Here is a 25,432-nt window from a genome sequence, read left to right as displayed (position 1 = left end):
TGCCTCCATCGCCGACCCCGGCAACATTGCGGAGCGCAAGTCAATGAGCATGTCAGATAGAGGGTTACCCCTGATCGTCGATCAACACGCAGTGCTGGAAGCACTGCCTTATCTCGACGTGCGCAACGTGCTTGCACGCATGTTTCGCGCGCTCGGAACTGACATGGCCGTGCAACCGGAGCAGACGCTGACTCCGTTTCCGCAAGGCGCCGGTGACTTCATTACCTACCTGGGCGTGATGGCGGATGCGAAGGTGTTCGGTGCAAAGCTCTCGCCGTACATCGTCACGCAGGCGAAGCCGGTCATCACCGCATGGACGGCCCTGATGTCCATGGAAACGGGACAACCGCTGATATGGTGTGACTCGGGCCTGCTGACGGTGGAGCGCACAGCCGGCGCAACGGCACTGGCCGTCGAGCAGCTTGCCAGCGGCACGGCGAACCGCCTTGCGATCATTGGTTCGGGCGCGATAGGGCAGGCTCACTTGCGCCATCTCGCACCGGTTAGGCCATGGGAGTCGATACGGATCTTTTCGCCGGAGCTTGCCGGAGACACAGCGAAGTGTGCGCAGCTGGCGGCGCTCGATCACAGGGTCTCCATTTGTGACGGAATTCAGGAGTGTGTCGCTACCGCTGACGTGATTGCGCTGTGCACCTCCTCCGGCACACCGGTTCTGCACGAAAGCATGCTGGACAAGCCAGCGCTTATCACGTCTATCAGTACCAACGTGGCGAACGCTCACGAAGTCCCACCCGCCTGGCTTGCCAGCATGGACGTCTACTGCGACTACCGCGACACCACACCTTCGAGCGCGGGCGAGATGAAACTGGCCGCTGAACACCATGGCTGGCGCGCCGAATCGATTGTGGGTGATCTCGCTGAACTGATGTGTGGCAAGGCCGCCAAGCCATCGTACCGAAAGCATGCGTTCTTCCGCTCGATTGGTTTGGGCCTTGAAGACGTCGCCATTGCCTATGAACTCTTTACGTACCTGAATAAGCGAGCTCGCGTGTAAGCGGCTGCCAAATGAAGACGAGGAAGGCGCCTGCTCTCTGGAATGATGGGCGCGCCCATCGTGGCAAAATGCGGACTCTGTGCCCGTGCGAATCTTGAGAAAATTGCGAGCAGTCACCCAAATGCGAAAACCTAAGACAACGGCCAGTCGTCGGCTACTCCTCGATCGATACAGTCGCGTTGCCGATGGCATTGCCCTACTGTTCTTTCCATATGTCGAGATCGTCATTCATGACCTTGCTAGCCAGACGGTCGCCTACATCGCCAATAACCTTTCAAAGCGCGAACTGGGCGACGACTCCGCACTGGAAGAAATCGATCACTCAGCGGACTCCGGTACTGTCGGTCCCTACGAGAAAACCAATTGGGACGGACGGCGGATGCGCTGCGTGAGCACCGTCCTGTTCGACGACGCCGGAACTGCTGTTGGCATGATGTGCGTGAACTACAACATCTCTGTGTTCGAAGACGTCAAGAGTGTTATCGATCGCGTGATTTCCGGCGCCGGCGTGGTTAAACAGCCCGAAGAGCTATTCAAGGACGACTGGCAGGAACGCATCAACACTTTCCTTCACGCATGGCTTCAGGAGCGTCAGCTGGCACTCAATTCCCTAACTCGAGATCATCGCCGCGAGATCGTTGAAGCGCTGTGGGCGGAAGGCGCATTCAAAGGTAAAAGCGCGGCTAACTACGTCGCGAACGTGCTGGGGATGGGACGCGCTACCGTCTACCAACATATCAGGGACTTACGAGGCGCGGCGGCTTGAAGCGACAACGAAGCGCGGCGGCTCGCGCCGCCGCCCGGCTGCTATACGCCCCACCTCAGCGCCGGCGTATGCACCGCGCTGTCCCAGTGCTTCGTCATCTGTTCATCGAGCATGCAAAGCGTGATTGAAGCGCCAGCCATCTCGAGTGACGTAGTCAGCGACCCAACCTGCACACGGGCAATTTTCAGATCCCGCTTTTCGAGCCACGCGCGCGTCGAGTTGAAGAGCAGATAAAGCTCGCCAAGCGGCGTGCCGCCAAGGCCGTTCACCAGCACCAGCAGGCCCGCGCCGGCAGCCGGCTTCAGATCGTCGACTATCGCGGTGAGCAACTCCGCTGCGATCGTATCGGCGGACGCAAATTTCGCACGCCGCCTGCCCGGCTCACCATGTATGCCGACACCGACTTCGATTTCATCGTCGCCGATCTTGAAGGTCAGCGTGCCGGCTGCCGGCACCGTGCAACTGGAGAACGCAACGCCCATCGAAGCCGTGCGTTTGTTGATGCGATCGCCAAACGCCTTGCATTCGTCGAGGCTCGCGCCGCTTTCCGCGAGGCTGCCCACCAGCTTCTCGACGATGACCGCGCCCGCAACACCCCGGCGCCCGGTCGTATAGCTGGAGTTTTCCACCGCGACGTCGTCGTTGATCAGCACCATCGCGTTGGGCACCTCGGACATCTCCGAGGCCATTTCGAAGTTCATCAGGTCACCCGAATAGTTCTTCACGATGAACAGCACGCCCGCGCCTGTGTCGACGGCCTTGGCGGCGGCCATCATCTGGTCGGGTGTCGGCGACGTGAAAATCTGGCCTGGGCACGCGGCGTCGAGCATGCCGTGGCCGACAAATCCCGAATGCAGCGGTTCGTGCCCGGAGCCGCCACCCGAGATAAGCGCGACCTTCCCCGGCTTCAGGTCCTTGCGCCGCACGAACACCGGTTCGCGATTAAGCACGACCAGGTCGCCATGCGCCGCGGCGAATCCCGCCAGGCTCTCGGCGAGAAAGTCGTCCACATGATTGATGAATTTTTTCATCGTCATGCTCCTTGTCCGTTGTGTTGCGCGAGCCGCGCGCAAACCGAGGCAATCATGATCTGGCTGGAGCGCGCGCCCGGATCGATATGCCCGCGCGAGCGCTCCCCGAGAAACGATGCACGTCCCTTGGTTGCCAGCATGTCGCGCGTTGCCAGCATGTTTTCCTCGGCGACTCGCGGCAAGGTGTCGAGCACCGTTCGCGCCGCTGCATTTTCTGTCGCCAACTGCTCGAAGCGCTGCGCGACCGGTATCAACACGTCCATCATCGTCTTGCTGCCGACGCCGGTCTTGCCTCGTTGCCCAACGGCCTCGACCCCCGCCGCAAAGATGCGGGCGACGCCAGCCACATCCATCGCATCGTTCGCGGACGCTTTCGCCATCCCGCTAAGCAATGAGAAGAACAATGGACCCGACGATCCGCCCACCGTGGACAGCACCTTGGACGCCGCGATCTCTAGCGCGGGGCCGAGCGGTTGCGCCGCGATCTCCGCGCGCACCGAAAGGAGCGCCTCCATGCCGCGCAGCAGATTGAAGATGTGATCTCCATCGCCGATCTGCTGGTCGAGCGACGCAATCTCGTCGGTGTGCTCCTTCAACGCCGCATACGCGGCGTCGATGCACGCCATGACCGTTTCGCCGTTCATGTCGGGATCCTCCTGCCGTCGGCATGGAAATATAAAAGGCTGCGTGGAGGCAATGACACGCCGACCCGTTGCCCCGGTGAGAAACTGCGCTCGGTGACGGTCGTGGCGACCACGGCGGTTCCGGCGCGATCCAGAATCAGCAGATGACGCAGCGGCGAATATTCGAGCACCGTGAGATCGAGTGCATCCTGTGCGCCGCTCGCGTGACCTTTAGCCGGGTCATGCAGCACGATGTCTTCGGGACGAATCCCGACTGTCGCTGTGCCCGCCGGCATGTGAGCCGAGTCGAACAGTGTGGGCGGCAGCAGGTTGATCGGCGGAGAGCCGAGCCGTTGCGCGGCGCTCAGCGAGACCGGATTGCCATACACCTCGCGCGGCGTTCCGAGTTGCACGAGACGCCCATGATCGAGAATACCGATGCGATCCGCGAGCGTGGTCGCTTCGACCTGATCGTGCGTGACATAGACGATGGTCGCACCGATCGTACGATGCAGGCGCTTCAGTTCGATGCGCAACTCTTCACGCAGCTTCGCATCGAGCGACGACAACGGCTCGTCCATCAAAAACGCCTTTGGCTGCCGCACGAGCGCGCGCCCAATCGCCACACGCTGCATCTCACCGCCGGACAAATGTGTGGCCATGTTGTCGAGTTTCGCTTCCATGTGCAGCATTTCCGCGACCGCGTGAACCCGCGCGCGCACATCCGCCTCGCTGCTGCGCCGTCTCGGCGAGCGCAGCGGAAACGCCAGGTTGCCGAACACCGTCAGGTGCGGATAAAGCGAGTACTGCTGGAAGATAAAAGCGACATCGCGATCGGACGGGTGCATGCCCGTCGCAATCACCCCGTCGATCAGCACGTCGCCCGCGTCGGGCCGCTCGAGCCCGGCGATCAGACGCAGCGTCGTGGTCTTGCCCGCGCCGCTCGGTCCGAGCAGCACCACGAACTCGCCGTCGGCCACGTCGATCGAAATATCGTCCACCGCCGCAATGTCGCCGAAGCGTTTGGACACGTTGCGCAACTGGATTTCAGCCATGAGCTTCTCCGTGTGCAGGAATCGTGCGAGCGGCGCCCGGCAGCAACCGGCCGCTCTGCGCGTCGTACAGCAGTGTGCGGTCCTTGCGAAACGACAAACCGACCGGCGTTCCGGCCGGCAAGCCATCGTCTTTGCCGACTCGCACCCGCACGACGCCCAGCGCGGTTTCCACCACCAGCACCTGATGCGAACCGAGGTATTCATCGGCAATGACCTTGCCGCGCAGCGGGCCGTGCTGCTCGATCGTCACATGCTCGGGACGAATGCCCAGCAGCACGCGTTCAGCGCCGGCCTCCGACCGCGGCACCGACACTGCTGCGCCGTGCAGCAGGACTTGTTCGTCGCCCGCATCCACGCCGCCATCTGCCGCGAGGAAATTCATGGGCGGACTGCCGATAAAATTGCCGACGAACACCGTCGCCGGAAAGTGATAGATCTCGTGAGGCGGTCCGGCTTGCAGTAACTCGCCCTTGTTCATCACGACAATGTCGTCGGCCATCGCCATCGCTTCGCTCTGATCGTGCGTGACATAAACGGTCGTCGCGCCCAGTGCGTTATGTAGCTTTCGCAACTCGAGACACATCAGTTCGCGGAAATCCGCATCGAGCGTCCCGAGTGGCTCGTCCATCAGGAACGCTTTCGGCTGCCGAACGATCGCCCGCCCCAGCGCCACGCGCTGCCGGTCGCCGCCGGACAGGCCTCCCGTCTTGCGATCGAGAATGTTCTCGATGCGCAGCATGTGGGCGGCGGCATCCACACGCGCCGCAATCTCCTTGCGCGACACATGCTCGTTCCTGAGCGGAAAAGCGATGTTGTTACGCACGGTCATATGCGGATAAAGCGCGAACATCTGGAACACGAATGCGATGTCGCGCTGACGTGCGCGCAATTGCGTTACGTCGTCCCCGTCTATCAGGATCTGGCCGGAGGTGGGCAACTCCAGGCCCGCTATCATGCGCAGCGTCGTAGTTTTGCCGCAGCCCGACGGACCCAGCAACACGACGAAGCGCCCCGCGCCAATAGTCAAACTGGTGTCGCGCACAGCCACAAAGTCGTCGAAACGCTTGTGAAGGTTGGCAAGAACGATCGTCGACATGGCGTCAGTCCGGGAAATGACTGGTCACGACAAACGCCAGGGCACCGACCAGGATCACGGGAAACGACCACGTGAACAGTGTCAGCGAAAACGGCTGCACCAGCATCGCCGTGCCGAGACCGATCAGTGCGGTCGACACTGCCTCGCTGTAGCCACGGCGCAGATAATGTCTTTGTGGCAGTACGGACTCTCGTTTCATTTGCGCACCGCTCCGAAGGTGATGCCGCGCAGCAGATGCTTGCGCAACACGACAGTGAAGATGAGGATAGGCACCACGAAAAGCGTCGTCGCGGCCGCAACGGCCGGCCAGTCCTGACCGCCCTCGCCAATAATGAACGGAATGAACGGCGGCATGGTTTGAGCATCGCCGCTCGTGAGCAGCGACGCGAATGCGTACTCGTTCCACGCGAAAATCAGGCAGAAAATGGCGGTCGCGGCAATGCCCGTGATGGCCTGCGGCAGCACTACCTTGACGAACGCCTGTAGCCGCGTGTAGCCGTCCACGAGCGCGGCCTCTTCGTACTCGCGCGGTATCTCGTCCATGAAGCCCTTCAGAAGCCAGACCGCCAGCGATACATTGACCGCTGTATAGAGCACGATCATGCCGACGTAGCTGTCGCTCAGGCCGAGCGCCCGATACATCAGGTAAATCGGAATGGCGACCGCGATCGGCGGCATCATGCGCGTCGACAGAATGAAGAACAGCAGGTCGTCGGCAAGCGGCACCTTGAAACGGGAGAACGCATAGGCCGCCAATGTGCCGAGAAATACCGCGAGAAAGGTCGAGCCAAAACCGATCACGAGCGAATTGACGAAGCGCGGCAATACTTTGGACGGGCCGGCAATCACCATGTTTCGCTTGCGTACATCGCGCTCATACCAGGTCTGCGCGGGCGGAAGACTCGCAATGAACTCCGGCGTTTGCCGCGAACGGATCGTGAACAGATTCACATAGCCTTCCATCGACGGTTGAAACAACACGACAGGTGGATAGGCAATGGCATCTTCCTGCGTCTTGAAGCTGGTCAGGCAAATCCACAGAATCGGCAAGATCGCGATCAATGCGTAAGTGATGACAATCGCAGCGGCGAAGCGCTTGCCGCGTGGCGAAGAAGCCACCACCGAATGTTGAGCGGTAGTCGGTCTCATCGCTGTTTCACCCGGTTGAGCGCCTTGACGTAGATATTCGCCGCACCGAATACCGTCACGAACAGAATGATTGCCAGTGCGGACGAGTAGCCTGTCTGCCATTTCTCGAAAGCAGCGCGCTTCAGCGTGATCGATACGGTTTCGGTCACCGAACCGGGTCCGCCCGAAGTCAGCAGGTTCACCATGTCGAACATCTTGAAGTTCTCGATGCCGCGAAACAGCACGGCCAGCATCAGGAACGGCAACGTCATCGGCAGCGTGATCGACCAGAACTGCCGCCACGGTGTGGCGCGATCCACCTCGGCGGCTTCGTAGATATAGTCGGGAATCGAGCGCAGGCCCGCGAGGCAGATAAGCATGACGTACGGCGTCCACATCCACGTATCGACCATCACGATGGTCCACGGCGCGAGCGACACGTCGCCGATCATCTGAAACGAGCCCGGCGCAATGCCGGTGAAGAAGCCGACGATATCGTTGAACAGCCCCGTTTGCGGTTGCAGCAGAAACGTCCAGAAGTTTCCGACCACCGCCGGCGACAGCATCATCGGCAGCAGGATCAACGTGGTCCAGAAGCTGTGACCGCGGAATTGCCGGTTGATGAGCAACGCGAGGCCGAAACCCAATAGCACTTCGAGGCCGACCGACCAGAACACGAAGCGCGCCGTTACCTGCATTGCGTACCAGATGTCTTCGTCGGTGAGAATGTCGACGTAGTTGTCGATTCCGACGAAGCGCGCCGGCACGCTCGGCATATTCGATTTGAAGTTCGTGAACGACAGACGCAATGCCCAGATCAACGGAAAGATGTTGATCGCGAGCAGCAGCAGAATTGTTGGAAGAATGAACAGCCACGCAATGGTTCTGTCGGACAATCCAGTCAGACGCGTGTGCGCGCGCGCCGCCGCCGGCGACTTCATTCCCGCCGACGAAAAAGGCTTGTTTGCCAGCATGCCTCGCTCCTTTAAAGGCGTCGGCGGCATCCGTGCAGGCGCCGCCGGTCCCGTCCTCGATACGCGCTAGTTCTTGCCTTCCGCCTTGAAGACCTTGTTCCAGTCTTTGACGAGCAAGTCCAGCGCTTCCTTGGCCGTGCCCTTGTCGGCCACCACGTAGTCATGCACCCGCTTTTGCATGTCGAGCAGGAGTTCCGCATAGGTGGGCTCGGCCCAGAAGTCTTTGACGATCGACATCGACTTCAGGAACGCCGGCGCAAAGGGTGCGCTCTTAGGAAAGTCGGGCGCATCGACCACTGATTTGGCCGCCGAATAACCCCCAAGCTGCCACCACTTTTTCTGGACGTCTGGTTGCGCGAACCACTTGATGTACTCGAGCGCATCGTCTTTATGATCCGAATAAGCGACGACAGAAATGCCCTGTCCTCCAAGCTGCGTGTACTGCTTCGTTTCGCGCGGGTTGACGAAGAAACCGATCTTGTCGCCGCCCACATTCGGGTCTTTGTAGAGTCCGGGGAAGAATGCAAACCAGTTCATTTGCATGGCCACCTGGCCGGACTTGAAGGCATCCAGCCCTTCCTGCATGTACGCGTTGGTCATGCCCGGCGCCGTGCAGCACTTGTAAAGCGCCTTGTAGTACTCCAATCCCTTGACCGCGCCGGGTGAGTTGACGAAGCCGTCGAGGTGGTACGGCTTCTTGGGGTCCTGATACTCGAAGCCGAAGTTGTAAAGCGCGTTGGTCACGCCCATTGTGATCCCTTCAGAACCGCGCTCCGTGAAGATATAGACACCGTAGACCGTCTTGCCGTCTATCTTGCGGCCCTGAAAGAACTCCGCGGTTTGCTTGAGTTCGTCCAGTGTGGTGGGCGGTTCGAGTTCGCGTTTATATTTCTGCTTGAATTCGGCGCGCAATTCAGGGCGAGCGAACCAGTCCTTTCGATACGTCCAGCCCACTGCGTCCGCCATGGCCGGCAACGCCCAGTAGTTAGGCGTGTTCTTCGGCCACTCCGCGTAACCCACTACAGTCGCCGGCACGAAGTCGTTCATCGAAATCTTGTTCTTCGCAAAGAAATCGTTGAGCTTCACATAGTGCCCGTTGACTGCCGCGCCGCCAATCCATTGGCTGTCGCCGATGATCAGGTCACATAGTTTGCCATGCGAATTAAGCTCGTTGATGAAGCGATCCGCGTAGCTCGTCCACGGCACGAACTCGAACTTCATTTTGATGCCGGTTTTCGTGGTGAAATCTTTCGACAATTCGACGAGTGCATTGGCCGGGTCCCATGCTGCCCAGCATAGCGTCAACTGCTTGTCCTGTGCCTGCGCGCCCGGTGCCATGCCGAGTCCAAACGCAATGATGCCCGCCGCTATTACCCTTGCTGACGTAAGACGTAACATTTGTCTTCTCCTTGTCTTTCCCGGGTCTCCAACCTGCTGTGGAACAGCGCCCATGCGCCGGGTGCTGTATTTGAGCTCAGCGGATTCGAACTGCAATCCGCGTGTCGCGAGCTTCAGGCATGCGCATTCTCACGAAGATAGATTCTGGTTTCCGGCGTTGGAATGGCGAGCGCGCCACGCACGTCGTTAAGACAGTTGATTGCCACGAGGCCCGACCAGTGGACGATGCCGCGCACGTCCTGATCGAGGATCACGTCGATAGCACGTTCTGATAACTGCGTGCGCGTCGCCGCGGTGCATTGATGGCCGATCAGCACGAGGCGAGCCTTGTCACCGGATTCCTGCAACGCTTTTGCGATGCCCGAGATGCCGCCGCCCGTTGCATAAACGCCGACCAGATCCGGGTGACGCGCAATGAGACCTTGCGCGGCGAGGCCCGCGCCGTCGTCGTCTTCAGTGAAGTCTGGTTCGGCGATCCAGCGCAGATTGCGGAAGTCTTCTTCGAGCACCTGTGAAAACCCGGTGCGCCGTTCGAGCTGATCGTGCAGGCGCGATGACCCCGACAGGACCGCCACCGTGCCGAGGCGCGCACCGAGAAAGCGGCCCATCAATGCACCCGCCATGCGTCCTGCGATCCTGTTATCGACTCCGACATATGCTGCACGGCGACTAGCGGGCAAATCGGAGAACACCGTGACCACGGGCACGCCTGCATCGCTCGTGTCTTCGATAAGACGTTCGACCGCTGGATAGTCGAGCGGCACGAGTACTAGCGCGTCGTAGTCGATGACCTGCTGCGCGAAAGCAATGGTGTCGCGATGAGATGAGAAGTCGCATCGGTAGAACGACGGAATGATCCGATGCTCGCGAAAGAAGCTTGCGGACAGTGCGATGTCACGCTCGACGTGATCGAGAAAGCGCGAATTGACCTGAGGGAGAACGAAGGCGACGCGATAGGAATTGATCTTCGCGGGACGACCACGACTCGCGCGGTCGTCCCGCAGCGCCAGGAGTGCCAGATGCACGCGCTCTGCCGTTTCGGGACGCACGGCCTGGTCGTCGCGCAACACACGATCGACCGTGGCAACGCTCACGCCCGCGCGACGCGCAATCATCATACGTGTAGCCGGCATGTGTCTCCTCCGCTGCCGAGCCCAAACTGCTTTGTTTAATCAAGGTAGTTTTTCCCGCGCGAAATGCAAGTTTTTTCGCAGCAGTAAACGCATCATTTTTGACAGCACCAATGCGCTGCGTCTGCGCATGAGTGTCATGCGTGACGTGCGTAGTACGAGGAATTGAATTGGGCTTTACCGCGCACGAAGGCGCGGTAAAGCAGCAGATTGCAATGAAGCGGCAGTCAAGCCGAAAGACCCAACACCGTCAGGACGAATCGAAGACCGAAAAAGCACGCCGACGAGCACAGTGGCAACGCAATCATCACCGAACCGTGCCGGAGACCGATCAGGCAAGCGATCGACCAGAGGCGCGAGGCGGATCCGAGCAGGACGGCGGCGCTGCGCTCGACGCCGTTCATGATCGTTCCACCACCACTTCGAGGTACTCGCTAGGCAGCACGAGCGTCGCGTCACCGGACCGATTGCGGCTCTTTATCAAGGTCATCAGATCGCCCAGAAGCGCCGCTTGCCGCTCGCCGTCGAGTGCGCCAAATGCCTTGTTCACCGGTCCATAAAACGTGCGGAACACTTCCACGAAATGTTCGGGGGAGCGGTAACGGAACGTGAAATGGCGGCTGTTCGCGACGATCTTCCGGGTCTTGCCTTCGAACAGTGTTTCCAGCCGCGCCTTCGTGCCCCACAGCGCAGGCGATGCCACGCCCACGGGTGGCGGAATGTGCACGCCGATTGTCTTGAACACTTGTCCGATGAAGCTATCCGGTGTCCAGTTCGCGAGGCCGATGCGGCCGCCCGGCTTGCACACACGAGCCAGTTCAGCCGCTGCCTTCGCCTGATCCGGAGCGAACATCACACCGAACGTCGACATGACGATGTCAAACGAGGCGTCCGGGAACGGCAGCGCTTCCGCGTCAGCTTCCTGAAACTTGACGGCAAGACCTTCTGCTTGCGCGCGGGCACGACCGGCGTCCAGCAGTGAGGCGACATAGTCAGTGGAAGTGACATCGCACCAGCGGCGCGCGGCCGCCAACGTTGCATTGCCATTGCCTGCTGCAACGTCGAGCACGCTCGAACCGGCGCGCAGGTCAAGCGCTTCGCACAGAGTTTCTCCGACGATCTGCAGCGTCGTGCCGACGACAGCATAATTGCCGGTCGACCACGCGGCCTGTTGACGAACCTTGACGGCAGCGAAGTCTGCGACGGGCGAAAAAGAAGAATCGACTGCGGACATAAACGACTCCTGAGAACCAAGGGCAGCGATGAGTCAATGCTCGAAGTTGCTGCCATTCAGATGACGCCGCGAACTTGCACTGCGAGAAGGCCCGCGCGACGATCGGGCGAATCGAACCTGAACTGCGAGATGCAATGACTATTCGGCGACGCTGATACCCGAGCCGCCCATTTCACCCGGCAGATCTTTCTGCTTGGGCAGACCGTCTTTCATTCGAAGCCGCGACTCCGTGTAATGAACGTGCACGCCGGGTTCATATGGGAAGTCGGCGATGACCGCGGCGTACACGTCGATCAGTTCGAGCCCGGGATGCTCGGTAAAGAGATGTCCACCACATGACTTGCACCACTTGCGGTAGCTATGCGGCGTCTTGTTGTAAGTGCCGATATCATCAGCGCCGCGAGTAACGTTCAGCGCCTCCGGCTTCCACAGCGTGAACGCATTGACGGGCGCCGCCGACCAGCTACGGCACGACTCGCAATGGCAATAGCCCATACCGGCGGGCTCCCCGGTTACGGTGAATTGCACTGCGCCGCAAAAGCATTGACCGCGATAAGTCTCTGTGTAACTCATGTCGTTCTCCTGATGGTGTAAGTCGACGCTCTACCGTTCGTTGTTGCGGATTCGCGTGAGTGCTAGTATCGGGACGCAAGCCATATCGGTGAATGACCGGTCGTCCAGATGTTTTGCGCAGGACGCCGAAACTGATGGACAACACCATGGATGCTCTTTCCGACGTACTTCGCCTCGTGCATCTAAGTGGAGCGGTGTATCTAAGCGCAGACTTCACTGCACCCTGGTGTGTTTTCGGCGAGGCGACCCGGGAGTTGTGTGTGTCGTTTCTGCCGCGCGCGGAACGCATCGTCTCCTATCACCTCATCACCGAGGGGAGCTGTCGCGCACGACTCGTCGACGACCCCTCCTCCGCTATCTGCGTCGATGCCGGAGAACTTCTCGTGGTACCGCAGGGGGAAGCGCATTTAATGGGCAGTTCGCTCGAACTCGAACCGGCGCCCTCTCACCAGATGCTGTCGCAGTATCTGGAAACTACCCCGGGCGACGTGATCAGGTTGAGTTACGGTGGGGGCGGTGCGAAAACGCGGCTCATTTGCGGCTTCCTCGCCTGCGACGATACGCTGACCAATCCGGTGCTGTCGGCATTGCCCCGTATGTTCAAGATCGACATGCGCAACGACGCGAGATCCGCGTGGCTGGAGTCATCGTTGAAACTCGCGGCTGTAGAAGCAGCCGAATGGCGCGTAGGCAGCGCGATCGTACTCGGACGTTTGTCCGAACTGCTTTTCGTGGAAGCGGTACGGCGTTGTGTCGATGCGCTGCCTGCAGACCGCAAAGGATGGCTGGCCGGCGTCAGCGATCGTTTCGTGGGACGATCGCTCGCGTTGATGCATGCGCAACCGGCGTATGGTTGGACGGTCGATGAACTTGCCCGCAAAGCGGGCCTCTCGCGTTCGGCGCTTGCACAGCGCTTTACTCAATTGCTTGGCCAGCCACCGATGCAATATCTGGCGCGCTGGCGTCTGCAAATTGCGGCACAGGCGTTACGTGACGGAGCGCAGTCGCTTACGGCTATTGCGGAGCGGGTCGGCTATGAGTCGGAGGCGGCGTTCAATCGCGCATTCAAGCGGGAATTCGGCCTGCCGCCCGCCAGTTGGCGACGCAGCCACTTGACGACGGACGGCCACGATTCGATGTCCGACTCGGCCGATGCAAGTTTTCTCTCAGGCGAATGTTCGGCCGACGTCGGCGGCAAAGCCGGCGTCAGCGGAATCTCGCCTCTATAAGGCGGTTCTGGGCACGGCGGAAAAAGATCATACGGCCAATTTCGAACGACTCATGAAGCACATGCAGAGCGAATGGCGTCGTGAGAATGGCCAGTTCTTTCCGCCGTTCAGGCGACCTTGCGGCGCAGCCGGCGTGCATAGAGCCACAACGCCGAAACCAGATAATAGATTGCGCCCACCGCGGCGTATCCCGCTATGCGTGAGATGGCCGGGGGCATCGCCACACCGGCCTGCACGATGAAGTAAGCACCTGCCAGCGCCGATTGTGCGCCGCTCAGAACCATGGCCCATTGCGCGGGAGAGCGCTTCCAGCGGCGCAGCGCAGTTCCGAGTTGCAAGAGCCCTGACAGTATCGCCCACGCTCCGAAGACGCCAAGCACCCAGCTCATACTGGTTCTCAACGCCAGAATTACTGCAATCGCCGTGATGACGCTGATGGCAATGTTGATTGCCTGGGTGCGGCCTTCCGCCATCCCGCCGCTGCGCGACATGTCGAAGTAATTGGCCAGCGCGTCCCATGCGGGATAAGCAAAAAGTAGAGCCGCTGTCGCCTCCGGTGAGCGTTGCCCGATCGAAAAAGCAAGCGCGACCCAGACCGCTGAAAACGCGGTCCGCATAAAGTAGTAACGCGTTAACCAGTGTTCTTCGCGACCGCTATTGGCATTGATGGGTTGTTCATTCATTGCAATTCCTTTTCTGATCTCCGCTACCGTGACGCCTCGTCAGCGGCTTTCATAGGTAACGCTCGTGACGGCCCAACTCACATCGGGGGTGCCACCCCGTCCTTCTCCACGACGATCTGCAGCCCTTTGTAGGCGGCACCTGCGCCGTGGCTCGCCACGACGAACACCCGCTTGCCCGAGGTCAGTTCGTCGCGTGTAGCGGGAATGAGCGTGACGACCGGTGCGTTGGCGGGCACGGTGACGGTGTTGTTGCCGCCCTTGTACGAAAGCTTGAGGTCCCGACCGCTGGTACCCTGCACGACCGTATCGACGTTCGCGTTCGTCATCGAGCTATTCGCGCCCAGGTCCCATGCATAGTGACCTTCGGCAGTTCCTCGCGCGGCCTCGGGAAATACGAGGACTTCCTTCGCCACGAGCTTGCCGTCGGCGCCTGGCATTGCGGCGGCCCCTACGTAAGTACCGGGCTTGATATCCGAAAGCTGTACGGCTTTCACGGCATTCAGGCCGGTCGAATCGTCTACTGCGATGCTGACCGTTTCGCCGCTGCGCCGGTGCACCTGCAGCATGCCGGCTGAATACGACTGGATGGTGCCCCTGATCCGTTCGGGCTTGTCCGCCGAGGGTTGAGCGAACGAGGCGTTAGCGAGCGTGAGGGCGATCGCCGAAACGACGAGTTGAAATCGGAAGGACATGAATACTCCGTGTGTAGTCGGGTCTGGTCGGTGGTAACAATCGCACGACAGCATCGCATTTCGCACTCTTCGGCGGCATCGGTCAGATGACCGACCCTTGCCCAAACGCGGGATCGCATATAGTTACCAGTCGTTCCCAAAAGTGATTGTTCATATGACCCAAACGATCGACGACGTTGCTGGTCACACTCCGCTGCGCGTGTTTGATTCCGTAAAGGCGCTCGCCTTTATCGGCGATCTGAGCATGGGCCAGCCAACCGACCATTCGCTGCGCACGGGGTGGCTCGCAGCGCGCCTCGCCGAGGCCGCGGGCATCGACGCGACGGCATGCGACACCGTCCGCGAGGCGTCGATGCTGCGCTGGTCAGGGTGCACGGCGAACGCCGCAGGCTTCGCCGACGTTTTCGGCGACGACATCACAAGCCGCGTCGCGATGCTCGAAGGTCGCGTCGACTGGATCGAGCCGCTCGAGGCGCTAGGCGGCGTCGCCGCGGTGCTCACGCCGCTCGCGCAAATTCACTGCGAGGTGTCGGGTGAAATCGCGCGCATGCTGGGCCTCGCACCCGCAACCGAAACTGCGTTGCGGCACATCTTCGAAACGTGGGACGGCAACGGGCTCCCCGCGCGTCTGGAGGGAGCAGCGGTGCCGGTTTCGGTGTACGTAATCGCGCTCGCCGGCGATCTGGAGGTCTTCGCCCGCACGTATGGTATGGAGCGGGCGCTCGGGCTGCTTGCACAACGTGCCGACGCCCGCTATCCGGCGCGTCTCGTCGACACCGTCGCGCGCCATGCGCCCTCCTGGCTGACGGAATTGGATCTGCTGTCCGCTGCCGATCTCGACGCCGCGTTGACGACGTCGCGAATGCAACAGGCGACGTCGGCCGAATTGATCGCCGACGTGATCGACCTGAAGCTGCCGTGGATGACTGGCTTCTCGCGCGCAGTGGCCGCGACGGCAGCGGCAGGTTGTGCACGGCTCACGCCGGACGAAGCGGCGCACCGGCGCGTCTATCGCGCGGGTTTGATTCACGGTATTGGCCGCGCGGCGGTCCCAAACAATGTCTGGAACATGGCCAGAGGCCTGCCGCCAAGCGCCTGGGAAAAAGTGCGCCTCGTCCCTTACTGGACCTGGCGCGCGGGCCAGCAGGCCTGGGCTCTCGGCGAAGCGGCCGAACTTGCGTCGCATGCGTACGAACGCCTGGACGGCTCCGGCTATTTTCGTGCGGCGCGCAATGCGGCGTTATCGCTCGAGGCGCGGATACTGGCGGCGTCGGTGGTGTGGGTCGCGTTGCGCTCGGCGCGCCCGTGGCGTGCGGCATTCTCTGCCGACGCAGCGGCGAAGCAACTGCGCGACGAAGCGGCAAGCGGCCGGCTGGATGGCCACGCGGTGGAGGCAGTGCTTGGTGACGGCGCGGCCGTCACCAGACGCGCCACCAGCAGCACGCCTCAAGGCACACGTCTCTCTGCCCGGGAGATCGACGTGCTGCGCGCCATTTCGCGGGGCGCGAGCAACAAGGAAGTCGCGCAGGAGTTAGCGCTCAGCCCGAGTACGGTGCGCACGCACGTGGAGAGTGTGTTTCGCAAGCTCGAATGCTCAACCCGTGCGGTAGCCACGCTCAGGGCATCGGCAATGGGCTTGCTGTGATCGCTCGACTCTTGCAGCGGCTCGACACTCAACCTGGAGCCGCGGCTAGCACGATGTCCGGGGCGCCTCCCGCCTGAACCATGATGTAGACGACATCGTCTTCCGTCTCGTTCTTGACGTGATGAACGACACCTGGATCGACGTTGAAGAAATCACGAACTTTTGTACTCTTGACCAGCCCGCCGATTTTCGTCTCCACAGTCAACACTCCACGGACTACGAGAAAGCGATCACTGACGTTGCTGTGGTGATGCCATTGTGTCTCGCCGCCCGCGCGGACAGTCGTTTTAGCGACGGTGTAGCCGTTCTCCCGTAGCAAGGTTTGATATGCGACGTTGCTATTGGCAAGAGGAATGTCCTTATCGTCCATCCTGATGATTCCGTGAAGAGTTAGAAGAGAAGGCGAGCGCGGCGACAACGGCAAAAGGATCTCATGTCAGCAATCGCGACGGTACCGGTCAAACGACCGATAACTTCTGCATTGCCGTTGCGCTGACTGTCGATCAGGGACAGCAGCCCGCCTAGCGCGGCGTCGGCCACTTTTCTTCGGCCTTGGCGAAAAGCTGGTTGAGTTCGTTGCCGCTCGCCGCGTCTTTCGTGTAACCGAAGGTGCCGTGATCGCGTATCTCATGCGCGGCGCGCAGGAACGCGCCAAGGGCCGCGCGCGCCAGCGAGCCGCCGACACTCACGCGCCGCACGCCCATCGCGCGCAATTCGTCGACGCTGAGCAGAACGCCCTGCAAGCCCATCAACACGTTGACGGGACGCTTCAGTGCGCCGACCACGGCGGCGATTTCCTCGCGCGTCCTGAGGCCTGGCGCGTACAGCACGTCCGCGCCGACGTCCTGGTAGGCCTGCAAGCGGCGAATCGTGTCGTCGAGATCCGGACGGCCAGCGAGGTAGTTCTCCGCGCGCGCGGTCAGCGTGAAAGAAAACGACTGTGCGCGGGCCGCTTCGACGGCGGCGCGCACGCGTTCGACAGCGGCCTCGAATGGGTAGATAGGCTTGTCGGCGCGACCGGTCGCGTCTTCGATCGAGCCGCCTACCACGCCCGCCCGCGCCGCCTGGCGGATAGTTTCCGCGCAGTCTTCCGGCGCATCGCCAAAACCGTTTTCCAGATCGGCGCTGACCGGCAAATCGGTCGCGGCCACGACTTCAGCGAGGTGAATCATCATCTGCGCGCGGCCCACGGCGTTATCCGGCAAGCCGCGCGAAAACGCGTAGCCTGCGCTGCTGGTCGCGAGCGCCTTGAAGCCGGCCAGCGCGAGAAGGCGCGCCGAACCGATGTCCCACGGGTTTGGAATGACGAACGCGTCCTGGGCTGCATGCAGCGCCTGGAATTGCGCTGCTTTTTCGGCTTGGGTTGTCATCGCGATGCCATTGGAGAAGCGCCGCGCCGGCGCAAGATGCCGGCACTGCGGCGTGGGTTGCGCGGAAGTCTCGATGCGCGGCGAACAATGCAGGGCAGCATTGCGCGCCGCCGGTTGCCGGTGCCCGGCTCAGGTTTCGAGCTTCGCGTCCATTGTGATGGCGGCGTTCAGCACCTTCGACACGGGACAACCCGCCTTGGCGTCCGCGGTGGCCTTGTCGAACGCAGCCTTGTCGCCGCCAGGAATTTTCACCGCTACATCCAGATGCACGGCGGTGATCGTGAAGCCGCCACCGTCTTTGTCGAGCGTGACCGTTGCAGTGGTGCCGATGCGTTCCGGCGAGATGCCCGCCTTACCTAATTCCGCCGAGAGCGCCATCGAAAAGCAGCCCGCGTGCGCAGCCGCGATCAACTCTTCCGGATTCGTGCCGATGCCGTCCGCGAAACGCGTGGAAAACGAATACTGAGTCTCCTTGAGGACGCCGCTGTCGGTGGAAATGGAGCCCTTGCCGTCCTGCAGACCGCCTTGCCAGACTGCTGATGCCTTGCGCTTCATCGTTCTCTCCTGTTGTGCCCTGCTTCACGCGCTGCACGACTGATCGCAATGCCCGCCGCAACGGTCCCGCCCGGATGTTCCGCGGCTTTGGCATGGGTCGCGAGTGCGGCGCTGCGTGACAGGCGCGGACGTGGACCGACCTTCATCATAGGCGCTTCCGTGTGCCAATGCCGTGACGGTGACATACGCCGCCGCGCCGCGGCCGTTGCAGGCTACTCGGCGAACGGCAGGCTTTGCTGGCCGACGGCGCGCATGCCGAACACGTTCAGCGTCATCGCGACGAGCGCGTAGTAGCCGAGCAGCCCAACGAGGTTGATCACCACCGTGTGCCCGAAACGCTCGACCGCCTTTGCATAGGTCGCGTCCGCCACGCGCTTGGTGTCGTACAACTCGCTCGCGAAGTCGTGAATCAGCGCGTCGTCCGGGTTCGCGAAATCGGGCCGCCGGCCTGCGCGGATCGCCTCGGCGTCCGCTTCGCCAACGCCCGCTTCGACCGCGATCGGATAGTGGATGTACCACTCCGCCTGAGCTTGCCAGCGAGCCGCCGTCATGAGAATGGCGAGCTCCGAAAGGCGCAACGGCAAGCCGGTCCGATAGCGGCAGAACGCGCCGAGACGCTGCGCCTGCTGCGCGAGTTCAGGGCTATGAATCCAGCCGAGAAACGGTCCGTTCAGATTGCCGCGCGGACCGGACAAAATCTCGTCGAGAACGGCCTTCTGTTCGGGCGTCGCAGCGCCGACATCGAAAGGGGGCAAACGCTCGGTCATTGTCGGTCTCGCAAGTTGAGGTGAATGGTTCAGATGGTCAACGGCTGATAGCCGCATGAGCTTACGGCGCGGCCCGAGCAGCGGCCAACGCGGCAACCAGCGCAGCATCGATCGCATCGGCCAGCCGGCTGACGATCTCGTCGATATCGCTCGCGGTGCAGATAAACGGCGGCGCGAGCAACACATGATCGCCGATCCTGCCGTCTACCGTGCCGCCCATCGGATAGACCATCAAGCCGCGCGCGAACGCCTCGCGCCGTATTGCGGCATGCACTTTCAGGTCCGCGTCGAAAGGCGTCTTGCTGCCCCGCTCCCTGACCAGTTCAACGCCGACGAAGAGCCCGCGGCCACGCACATCGCCGATATGCGGATGTCGTGCATAAGTCTCGCGCAACAGGCCACGCAGTTGTTCGCCGCGGGCCAGCACGTTGGGGAGCAGGTTTTCTTCGGCGATCACGCGCTGCACTTCGAGCGCTGCCGCGCACGCGCTTGCGTGCCCGATATATGTGTGGCCATGCTGAAAGAAACCCGACCCGCCGACGATGGTCCGATAAATCCGGTCGCTTACGAGCGTCGCGCCGATTGGCTGATAGCCCGCGCCCAGTCCCTTGGCGATGGTCAGGATGTCCGGCGCGACGCCGTCCTCTTCACATGCGTACAGATAGCCTGTGCGGCCCATGCCCGACATGATTTCGTCGAGAATCAGCAGCACGCCATGGCGATCGCACACCGCGCGAATCTTGCGAAAGTATTCGCGCACCGGCGGCACGGCGCCCGCGGTCGCTCCGACCACCGTTTCGGCTACGAAAGCCGCAACCGTATCCGGGCCGAGTTCGATGATCTTCTGCTCCAGTTCGTCGGCAAGACGCTGCGCAAATTCGGTCTCGCTTTCGTCGGCGCGCTGTTCGCGATATGCATAACACGGGCTCACGTGATGCGCTTCGATCAGCATCGGCAGGAAGGGCTCGCGCCGCCACGCGTTGCCGCCGATTGCCAGCGCACCGAGCGTGTTGCCATGGTAGCTCTGCCGCCGGGCAATGAAGTGACGCCGCCGCGGTTCGCCCTTCTCCACGAAATATTGACGCGCTAATTTAAGCGCGGCCTCTATCGCCTCCGAACCGCCCGACACGAAATACACGTGTTCAAGGCCCTGCGGCGCGCTCGCGACGAGCCGGTCGGCGAGTTCCTCGGCGGGCTGAGTCGTGAAGAACGAAGTGTGCGCGTACGGCAACTGTTGCGCCTGCCGTTTAATGGCGTCGATCACGCGCTGATTGCTATGTCCGAGGCACGACACGGCGGCCCCGCCCGAAGCGTCGATATAACGTTTGCCCGTCGAGTCGATGATCTCGATGCCGTCACCGGCAACGGCAACCGGCAACGACTGCTTCGGCGAACGATGAAATACGGTGGACATGTCTCTCACTTGTAGTGGACGGCGGCGGCCGATCAAGCTGCGGGGGATGCTCGCCGCTAGCCGATACAACTCCAGCTGTGCGAATCCTGCGGCGTGCGCGCAATCAACAGCCGATACACATTTATACCGTTCAACAACATTTGTTGTCAAACGGTGCGTGATCGCACCACTGGCGATTTCACAAAGGGTTCACATCAAGGCACGTACACGCCTTTCGCATGCAGCGACTGCTCGGCGATGCTCAACTGTTCGACGGCGTCCGCACCTTCCAGTGCAAGAAGATGCGCAACGAGCGATTCTGCGATCGCCGTGGCCGCGACTAGCGATGGGAAGAAAGACGGGCTTTCGTGCGCGAAAATCAGCACTTTGTCCGCGTTCAGTGCAATCGGCGAAACGGCGCTGTCGGTAATGGCTATGAGCTTGCTGCCTTTTTCGAGCGCAGCTTCCGCGACGCGCGCGGCTTCGACCGAATACGGCGCGAAGCTGATGACAATGGTGGCGCTATCGCGCTCCACCGTGCGAAGTTGCATTTCGAGCGTGCCGGCCTCGCCGTTGAGCAGCGACACCGACGAGCGGAAGAACCGGTAGCCGTATACGAGCCCGAACGCGACCGGATAGCAGGATCGGAAACCCGCCACATGAACGTGCGGAGCGCGCCGCAGCAAGCGCGCTGCCTCCACGATCACGCGGCCGTTGTGTGCCGCGGTGACTTCGAGGTTGTGTTGCTGTGCGACGAGAAGATCGTTGGCCAGCGCGTCCTTCGATTTGACTAGCGAGCGAGCCCGACTCGTGAGCGGTTCGGGCCGCGTGCGGACTCGCGCGACGAACAGGTTGCGCAGTTCGTTCCAGCCGGGAAAGCCGAGTTGCTGTGACAGGCGCACGAGCGACGCCGGTTGCACTTGCGCACGCTCGGCGACCTTGCGCATCGACGAGACCGCGACTTCGTCCGGATGGTCAAGCAGGAATGCCGCGCCCATCTGGAATTGCGGACTCAGTTCGGAAAAGCGCGCCCGGATCAGGGCGGCGAGCTGGTCGAAACTGTCTGGCATGCGATGGCCCGGAGCGGAGTTGAGAAAGTGGGATGCGTGACAACAAATGTTACCACTGGGGTGGGCCGGTTTTTTCGTGGTGCTTGATGCTGGTGGCTCGCAAACAATACCTGTGCTGTCGCAACTCAACTTGTCCTGGCAAAACTTCGCAAATCAAACTGGCCCATGGCTCGCCAGACCGGACCAAGATTCGAAATTCAAACTGGTCTGAGAGCCGTGGCCCGTTGATTCCAAAGCACGTCATTAGCCAAAGACCGCTCTATTTAAAACGGAACAGCCAACACCGATTTCAGGGGCTGGCACAAGATTCAATCGAATCACACTATTTATGCAAAATGAATAGAAAGAGAGAGGGAATTCATTGGGCGTCCAACAGGACATCCACAAAGGCTCCGCTTTTGCCTCCAACGCTAGAGTCCGTCCGTTCGCTGTCGCTTCGAAATCACCTCGCGCTCGCCGCATTGTGCGCGGGCGAGGGAAACGGGCACCTGCTCAGCGACCTCTTACATGTGTTGTACATGTCCTGTTATCTTCGGGAGGCTGGCTTCGGAACCGCCGACGGCGCACTGTTTCGAGACGCTGCCGCGGCACTTGAGCGCAGCGCAGCCCGGGCAACAACGAGCGACGTCGTTGTCGTCCCAACGTAAGCCCCCATCGAGACGGTGGCTACGGACTGCTGCCTACAGTAAGCCCCTCCATCTTCGGGCGACAACTCGATGCACTCAGGCCTAGGCCATTCGGCATGTGCGGCGGCTGCACCGTTATGACCGACTGCTTGCCCAGCACGTGGAGCGACGGGCGCAGCAACCACATCTCGCCGGCACAGGCGTGCTGCAGAACCAAGTCACCCGGCGCACAAAAGGGCCATCCCCCGCCCCGACGGCGCTGGAACCGGTATCCCCGTGCGGCCGCAATACTGCCTCAGACCTTGCATGACCGTTCCAAGGGTTCTATGGAGGAACTTGGACGGCATAGACAATCCTAGGCAACATGCGCTCATTTTTGGTCTAGGCGCACGCGGTGGACGATGGCAAAGCGCCAGTTGCGGTGGCGCCGCGCCTTGTTTGAAGATGACTCTAACCATTCCACTGAAGGCGAGCGCCGGTCCTTTCCTCTTGTGCCGGACGCTGCCAGTCTGTTTCTAGCTCCCACCGAAAAAGATGTCGCATTGTGGGGTCGTGCCGCAGGGTCTTGCACGTTTCACGCCGCCTTGCGCTTTCGTATCGGGCATGCCGCCGTATGCCTGGGTCGCCGCACTCGGGGCGACACGGATATGCTGCTTGGGCTCAAGGGAGCCCTCAACTTGACGGCGCGCGTGAGCGCGGCGGACAGCTTCTCGAAGATGCTGAGCCTTTCTACCCCTCGCTCCGATATCCCGCAATGCCCGTCGCCCGTCGCTGCAAGCGGTGACTCGCGCCTCACGAGCGAAGGCGCTCCGCGGTCGAAGGACCCTTTTCTGCCACTCTATGCGCATCGCTAGAACCGGCGGCTCACACTAGGACATCCGGCCCCCGACAAGCGACCATCGCAGTGAACTCAGGCGACCGCCTCCTTCTAGCGACTCCGAGTGGCAAGTTCAACCGCGGACTGGCGGGAAAGACGCGCATGCCGCGACAGCGGAACGGGAGTAGGTTGAAAGGGAATCGCGAGGGGCTCCGTGCACGAAGGGCTCCGCCGTTTGATGATGCCGACGTAGCGAATTCGCAGCGAGTTCCACAGCATTCGCCTATAAAACCAGAAAGGCTAGACCTGCGACTATGCTAGGCATGAGCGCCGCGCCGAGCAGTTTCATCGGGCTGACTGCGCCTCCTGAAAAGCGGTTTCCAAGTATCGCGAGGCCGGCCGGGTTCGGAGCATTTGCAATCACCGTCAATCCCCCGCCCGTCACCGCTCCTGCCACGAGCAGGTACTTTGCGCTGTCTGATAAGCCAGGTATGAGCGACCCGAGATACGTGATGGCAGCATTGTCCATAACTGCCGTCAGGCCTGTTGCGCCGAAATACAGTGTCAACGCATCCATGGAACGCACTATCGGCTGAAGCCACCATTGCTGTAGGCCGCCGAGCACAACCAGGCCGCCAAGGAAGAAAGCAACCAGAAGGCTTTCGCGCAGCATGAGGGGCGACTGGTGGCGCTCGTAAGCGTGCGTGTAGCCCAGGAAAAAAAGGAACGCCCCGATGAACACGACTGCGTGATGCGAGTTGATGACGACCAGCGCGAGAAACGCGAGATGAACTAGCGTGACGCCAACCGGAACGCGTTGGGACGGCGAGGTTGTACCATCCTCGCTCCCTTGGGACGTCGGCACGCTCCCGGCAATCAGGGTGACGAAAGCCGTAGCATTGAAAACAACTGCAAGCGCGGCTTTCCATCCGAAAGTGGCTGCCATAAATCCGGTGCTCCAACCCCAGGCACTCGCGACCATCAACACCGGCGGTGCTGCATACGCCGTCATGACCCCACCGATGGACACATTCACGAAAAGCAACGCCAGGCCGAAATACTTCACCCGCTCGGAACTTCGCGCGGAGAACAGCGTGTCGCGCAGCAATAGCGCGGCGAGTGTCATCGCCGCAGGTTCAGTGATGATGGAGCCCAAGAGGGGAACGGCGGACAGAGAGAACCAGATAACGGCAACCTCGGTGCGCACAGGCAGAAACCGCGCAAGCCGCATCACAATGGTCGTTACCAGTACGAGAATAGGTCGACTCGCGGCGACCACCATAATGACAAAGACGAACAGCGCCTCCGTAAACTCGCGATGCTCCAGGTACTCGATGGTCACGTGTGGCCCGACGAGCGCCCACATCACGAGACAAAGAATCAGCGCCCAGAATCCGAAGACGACCTCCACCTCCGCGAGGAAGTGGAAGACACCCGCATGCCGCGGAAAACGGTGCGAGAGATTCTCAATGCGTGCTACGGCGAACGTATGAATGAGCGCAAGGGCAAAGATAACGGCGGCAGAAATTTCAACAGAATGGGGCATTGAACAGGGTGCTGGAGACGCTTTCGTGTTGACGAGTCCGTCATAATATTACACACGCCTTACGCACCAATAGATTCGGCGACGACGACGTTGCATTCGCGGCACCTGCCCGGGCAAGGATGAGACGCCGGACGAAGGCCAACTGACCGATGCTGCAATCGCAATAGCCTGGAGCATTCGACATTACCATGCGCTACGCCACCTATTCCCAGCGCGCCCGCGCCTTGTTCATTGATTCGCTTTGGTGGACCTTCATCGTGCTCTTTGTGCCTCTCGGACCGTCGACTCAAGACCTGCTGCTGGCGCCTGACGCCTTTGCTTCGACCCTTGTCTTATGGCTAATGGTAGGCCAGTGTGTCCCGATTCTCGTGACTGGCATTCTTTGGGCCGTATGGGGCACGTCTCCCGGTAAGCGCGTCTTGCGATTGCGAATCGTGGATGCGGATACCGGTCAGCCAATGACGGTCAGGCAAGCTTTCTTGCGCACAGCGGGCTACGTTCTTACTTTTGCGACGTGCGGAGCGGGTTTTCTATGGGTTCCGTTCAATCCGCGAAGGCAGGCGCTGCATGACCGGATAGCAAACACTGTCGTCATTAACGAATAGCTACAGTGGCAGACTAATGAGCGCCGGTTGCAACGTTCAAGGGCGTCACGCGGCGAGATTGCCTTGCCAATGGAACACCCGGTTCCTGCCAAGGCGCTTGGCTTCATACAGTGCTGCATCGGCTGCGCGAAGCAGCTCGGCTGTGTCAATCGTTTCGAGCTCGGTCGGGTGCACAATACCGATACTGACCGTGACTTCGCCGAACGGGCTGGAATCGTGACTGATAGAAAGCGCCTCGATTCCGCCGCGAATTCGTTCCGCCGTTCGGGTCGCCAGGGCAAGCGAGCACTCCTTGAGAACGACGACGAACTCTTCGCCGCCGTAACGAGCCGGGAGGTCAACCTTTCTGATTCCGGTTTGTATGTGCTTCGCCACCGTCCGCAAACATTCATCGCCTCGTTGATGGGGCGC

The 25,432-nt window shown here is 61.1% G+C and carries 27 protein-coding genes; 5 read left to right on the top strand and 22 right to left on the bottom strand.

What is annotated here, in order from left to right:
- Nucleotides 1–43 precede the first annotated feature (43 nt).
- Nucleotides 44–1,015 carry an ornithine cyclodeaminase family protein gene (locus BCA01S_RS20290; RefSeq protein ID WP_027778473.1) on the top strand — a complete coding sequence of 324 codons (972 nt, stop codon included), beginning with the start codon at nucleotides 44–46 and terminating at the stop codon, nucleotides 1,013–1,015.
- 121 nt (nucleotides 1,016–1,136) lie between these two features.
- Nucleotides 1,137–1,781 carry a helix-turn-helix transcriptional regulator gene (locus BCA01S_RS20285; protein ID WP_020070866.1) on the top strand — a complete coding sequence of 215 codons (645 nt, stop codon included), beginning with the start codon at nucleotides 1,137–1,139 and terminating at the stop codon, nucleotides 1,779–1,781.
- Nucleotides 1,782–1,822: 41 nt separating this feature from the next.
- Here BCA01S_RS20285 and dhaK read toward each other — a convergent pair whose 3' ends face one another.
- The 12 genes from dhaK to BCA01S_RS20225 form a co-directional block, all read right to left on the bottom strand.
- Nucleotides 1,823–2,812: a dihydroxyacetone kinase subunit DhaK gene (gene dhaK, locus BCA01S_RS20280; RefSeq protein WP_027778472.1), complete on the bottom strand. Its 990-nt coding sequence runs from the start codon at nucleotides 2,810–2,812 to the stop codon at nucleotides 1,823–1,825.
- A 2-nt stretch (nucleotides 2,813–2,814) separates the two neighbouring features.
- Nucleotides 2,815–3,456, bottom strand: coding sequence for a dihydroxyacetone kinase subunit DhaL (gene dhaL / locus BCA01S_RS20275; protein WP_027778471.1), 642 nt, complete (start codon nucleotides 3,454–3,456; stop codon nucleotides 2,815–2,817).
- Entirely contained in the window at nucleotides 3,453–4,490 is a 1,038-nt protein-coding gene (locus BCA01S_RS20270) for an ABC transporter ATP-binding protein (RefSeq protein ID WP_027778470.1), read from the bottom strand. The genes dhaL and BCA01S_RS20270 overlap by 4 nt, the downstream gene beginning before the upstream one ends.
- Nucleotides 4,483–5,586: an ABC transporter ATP-binding protein gene (locus BCA01S_RS20265; RefSeq protein WP_027778469.1), complete on the bottom strand. Its 1,104-nt coding sequence runs from the start codon at nucleotides 5,584–5,586 to the stop codon at nucleotides 4,483–4,485. The genes BCA01S_RS20270 and BCA01S_RS20265 overlap by 8 nt, the downstream gene beginning before the upstream one ends.
- Before the next feature lie 4 nt (nucleotides 5,587–5,590).
- Nucleotides 5,591–5,785, bottom strand: a complete 195-nt coding sequence (locus BCA01S_RS20260) for a hypothetical protein (protein WP_027778468.1) — start codon at nucleotides 5,783–5,785, stop codon at nucleotides 5,591–5,593.
- Nucleotides 5,782–6,735 (bottom strand): carbohydrate ABC transporter permease, encoded by a 954-nt coding sequence (locus BCA01S_RS20255; RefSeq protein WP_027778467.1) that lies wholly within the window; start codon nucleotides 6,733–6,735, stop codon nucleotides 5,782–5,784. Before BCA01S_RS20255 ends, BCA01S_RS20260 begins: the two co-directional genes overlap by 4 nt.
- On the bottom strand, nucleotides 6,732–7,688 hold the full coding sequence (locus BCA01S_RS20250; RefSeq protein ID WP_027778466.1) for a carbohydrate ABC transporter permease: 957 nt from the start codon (nucleotides 7,686–7,688) through the stop codon (nucleotides 6,732–6,734). Before BCA01S_RS20250 ends, BCA01S_RS20255 begins: the two co-directional genes overlap by 4 nt.
- 66 nt (nucleotides 7,689–7,754) lie before the next feature.
- Nucleotides 7,755–9,086, bottom strand: a complete 1,332-nt coding sequence (locus tag BCA01S_RS20245) for an ABC transporter substrate-binding protein (protein WP_027778465.1) — start codon at nucleotides 9,084–9,086, stop codon at nucleotides 7,755–7,757.
- A gap of 113 nt (nucleotides 9,087–9,199) precedes the next feature.
- Nucleotides 9,200–10,219, bottom strand: a complete 1,020-nt coding sequence (locus tag BCA01S_RS20240) for a LacI family DNA-binding transcriptional regulator (RefSeq protein WP_027778464.1) — start codon at nucleotides 10,217–10,219, stop codon at nucleotides 9,200–9,202.
- Nucleotides 10,220–10,443: 224 nt separating this feature from the next.
- Nucleotides 10,444–10,620 (bottom strand): hypothetical protein, encoded by a 177-nt coding sequence (locus BCA01S_RS38030; RefSeq protein WP_156955070.1) that lies wholly within the window; start codon nucleotides 10,618–10,620, stop codon nucleotides 10,444–10,446.
- Complete coding sequence (locus BCA01S_RS20230) at nucleotides 10,617–11,450, bottom strand: class I SAM-dependent methyltransferase (RefSeq protein WP_027778463.1); 834 nt, start codon at nucleotides 11,448–11,450, stop codon at nucleotides 10,617–10,619. The genes BCA01S_RS38030 and BCA01S_RS20230 overlap by 4 nt, the downstream gene beginning before the upstream one ends.
- Before the next feature lie 138 nt (nucleotides 11,451–11,588).
- Nucleotides 11,589–12,023: a GFA family protein gene (locus BCA01S_RS20225; protein ID WP_027778462.1), complete on the bottom strand. Its 435-nt coding sequence runs from the start codon at nucleotides 12,021–12,023 to the stop codon at nucleotides 11,589–11,591.
- A gap of 146 nt (nucleotides 12,024–12,169) precedes the next feature.
- Between BCA01S_RS20225 and BCA01S_RS20220 the strand changes: the two genes are divergently transcribed.
- Nucleotides 12,170–13,252: an AraC family transcriptional regulator gene (locus BCA01S_RS20220; protein ID WP_244146028.1), complete on the top strand. Its 1,083-nt coding sequence runs from the start codon at nucleotides 12,170–12,172 to the stop codon at nucleotides 13,250–13,252.
- Between the two features lie 107 nt (nucleotides 13,253–13,359).
- On the opposite strand, the gene BCA01S_RS20215 is transcribed toward BCA01S_RS20220, so the two are convergent.
- Both BCA01S_RS20215 and BCA01S_RS20210 read right to left on the bottom strand, forming a co-directional pair.
- The gene (locus BCA01S_RS20215; protein WP_042319009.1) at nucleotides 13,360–13,935 is read right to left on the bottom strand and encodes a DUF308 domain-containing protein; all 576 of its coding nucleotides are present in this window, start codon (nucleotides 13,933–13,935) and stop codon (nucleotides 13,360–13,362) included.
- Between the two features lie 77 nt (nucleotides 13,936–14,012).
- On the bottom strand, nucleotides 14,013–14,627 hold the full coding sequence (locus tag BCA01S_RS20210; RefSeq protein ID WP_027778459.1) for a hypothetical protein: 615 nt from the start codon (nucleotides 14,625–14,627) through the stop codon (nucleotides 14,013–14,015).
- A gap of 154 nt (nucleotides 14,628–14,781) precedes the next feature.
- Here BCA01S_RS20210 and BCA01S_RS20205 point away from each other — a divergent pair, with 154 nt between their 5' ends.
- The gene (locus BCA01S_RS20205; protein WP_042319007.1) at nucleotides 14,782–16,272 is read left to right on the top strand and encodes an HD domain-containing phosphohydrolase; all 1,491 of its coding nucleotides are present in this window, start codon (nucleotides 14,782–14,784) and stop codon (nucleotides 16,270–16,272) included.
- A 28-nt stretch (nucleotides 16,273–16,300) separates the two neighbouring features.
- Here BCA01S_RS20205 and BCA01S_RS20200 read toward each other — a convergent pair whose 3' ends face one another.
- The 7 genes from BCA01S_RS20200 to BCA01S_RS20160 all read right to left on the bottom strand — a co-directional run bounded on the left by BCA01S_RS20200 (nucleotide 16,301) and on the right by BCA01S_RS20160 (nucleotide 24,416).
- Entirely contained in the window at nucleotides 16,301–16,642 is a 342-nt protein-coding gene (locus BCA01S_RS20200) for a cupin domain-containing protein (RefSeq protein WP_027778457.1), read from the bottom strand.
- A 151-nt stretch (nucleotides 16,643–16,793) separates the two neighbouring features.
- Nucleotides 16,794–17,642, bottom strand: coding sequence for an isocitrate lyase/PEP mutase family protein (locus BCA01S_RS20190; RefSeq protein WP_027778456.1), 849 nt, complete (start codon nucleotides 17,640–17,642; stop codon nucleotides 16,794–16,796).
- Between the two features lie 129 nt (nucleotides 17,643–17,771).
- A complete protein-coding gene (locus BCA01S_RS20185; RefSeq protein WP_027778455.1) occupies nucleotides 17,772–18,197 on the bottom strand; it encodes an OsmC family protein in 426 nt (141 codons plus the stop codon).
- Nucleotides 18,198–18,409: 212 nt separating this feature from the next.
- A complete protein-coding gene (locus BCA01S_RS20180) occupies nucleotides 18,410–18,964 on the bottom strand; it encodes a carboxymuconolactone decarboxylase family protein (protein ID WP_027778454.1) in 555 nt (184 codons plus the stop codon).
- 61 nt (nucleotides 18,965–19,025) lie between these two features.
- On the bottom strand, nucleotides 19,026–20,378 hold the full coding sequence (locus BCA01S_RS20175) for an aspartate aminotransferase family protein (RefSeq protein WP_027778453.1): 1,353 nt from the start codon (nucleotides 20,376–20,378) through the stop codon (nucleotides 19,026–19,028).
- Between the two features lie 194 nt (nucleotides 20,379–20,572).
- Complete coding sequence (locus tag BCA01S_RS20170; RefSeq protein ID WP_020070886.1) at nucleotides 20,573–21,427, bottom strand: MurR/RpiR family transcriptional regulator; 855 nt, start codon at nucleotides 21,425–21,427, stop codon at nucleotides 20,573–20,575.
- Nucleotides 21,428–23,153: 1,726 nt separating this feature from the next.
- Nucleotides 23,154–24,416 carry a putative Na+/H+ antiporter gene (locus BCA01S_RS20160; RefSeq protein WP_027778451.1) on the bottom strand — a complete coding sequence of 421 codons (1,263 nt, stop codon included), beginning with the start codon at nucleotides 24,414–24,416 and terminating at the stop codon, nucleotides 23,154–23,156.
- A 188-nt stretch (nucleotides 24,417–24,604) separates the two neighbouring features.
- On the opposite strand from BCA01S_RS20160, the gene BCA01S_RS20155 reads away from it, so the two are divergent.
- Nucleotides 24,605–25,021, top strand: a complete 417-nt coding sequence (locus BCA01S_RS20155) for an RDD family protein (RefSeq protein WP_027778450.1) — start codon at nucleotides 24,605–24,607, stop codon at nucleotides 25,019–25,021.
- Between the two features lie 45 nt (nucleotides 25,022–25,066).
- On the opposite strand, the gene BCA01S_RS35040 is transcribed toward BCA01S_RS20155, so the two are convergent.
- Nucleotides 25,067–25,432 (bottom strand): diguanylate cyclase (locus tag BCA01S_RS35040; protein ID WP_042319004.1); only part of this gene is annotated, 366 nt, incomplete at its 5' end.

It is taken from the genome of Paraburkholderia caledonica NBRC 102488 (assembly GCF_000685095.1).
Taxonomy (GTDB): domain Bacteria; phylum Pseudomonadota; class Gammaproteobacteria; order Burkholderiales; family Burkholderiaceae; genus Paraburkholderia; species Paraburkholderia caledonica.
Note: the sequence above shows the minus strand (reverse complement) of the source record. Positions and strands in the feature narration are given on the sequence as shown.